Raw genomic sequence first — 837 nt, forward strand, 5'->3', positions numbered from 1 at the left:
GGCAGTGCCCCGTGGGGTGGTGGACTTCGGATCGGCGTGAGTCACGCGTGGTGATCAACGAGTCGTGGTGGATGCTAGGCGATTTGGCGCTGCTCGGCTAGCGGTTCGGCGATGGCGTCGTGTTTGGCGGCGATGACCTTGCGTAGCTCGGCCATGGAGATGTCGGACAGGTAGCGGCGGGTGACCTGCCATTCGTCGTGGGCTTCGATGACCACGGCGGTGGCAAGGCGCAGAAACGCCGCCGGATTCGGGAAGATCTCCACGACATCGGCGCGACGCTTGATCTCCTTGTTGAGCCGTTCGATCGGGTTGTTCGACCAGATCTTCTGCCAGTGCGCCCGCGGGAATGCGGTGAACGCCAGGACATCGGCCTTGGCCTCGGCCATCATCGCCGCCACCTTGGGAAATGTTGGCTCCAAGGTGTCGGCGACCTGGTCCCACTGAGCGGCGACCTCGGCCGGTTCGGTGTGGGCGAAGACCGTCTTGATCGCCGCAGTGACCGCCGGGGCATGCTTGGCGGCCACCACGCCGTGCAGATTGCGCATGAAATGCACCCGGCAGCGTTGCCACGATGATCCGGTGAACTGCTGAGCCACCGCAGCCTTGAGGCCAGCGTGGGCATCAGAGATCACCAGATGCACCCCGGATAGCCCACGGGCCTTCAGTGATGCCAGGAATTCGCGCCAGAACTCAAACGACTCACTGTCGCCGACGGCGGTGCCCAGCACTTCGCGGGTGCCGTCGATGGAGACTCCGGTGGCCACCACCAGGGCCTGAGACACCACGTGCGCGCCGACGCGGACCTTGCAGAAGGTGGCGTCGCAGAACACGTAGGGG

1 protein-coding gene is annotated in these 837 nt (G+C 65.0%); it reads right to left on the minus strand.

What is annotated here, in order from left to right:
* Window positions 1-74: 74 nt before the first annotated feature.
* Window positions 75-837: IS256 family transposase (locus BST10_RS22200; RefSeq protein ID WP_109559625.1), on the minus strand; the 763-nt coding region annotated here is incomplete at its 5' end.

It is taken from the genome of Mycolicibacter algericus DSM 45454, assembly GCF_002086455.1.
Lineage (GTDB): Bacteria > Actinomycetota > Actinomycetes > Mycobacteriales > Mycobacteriaceae > Mycobacterium > Mycobacterium algericum.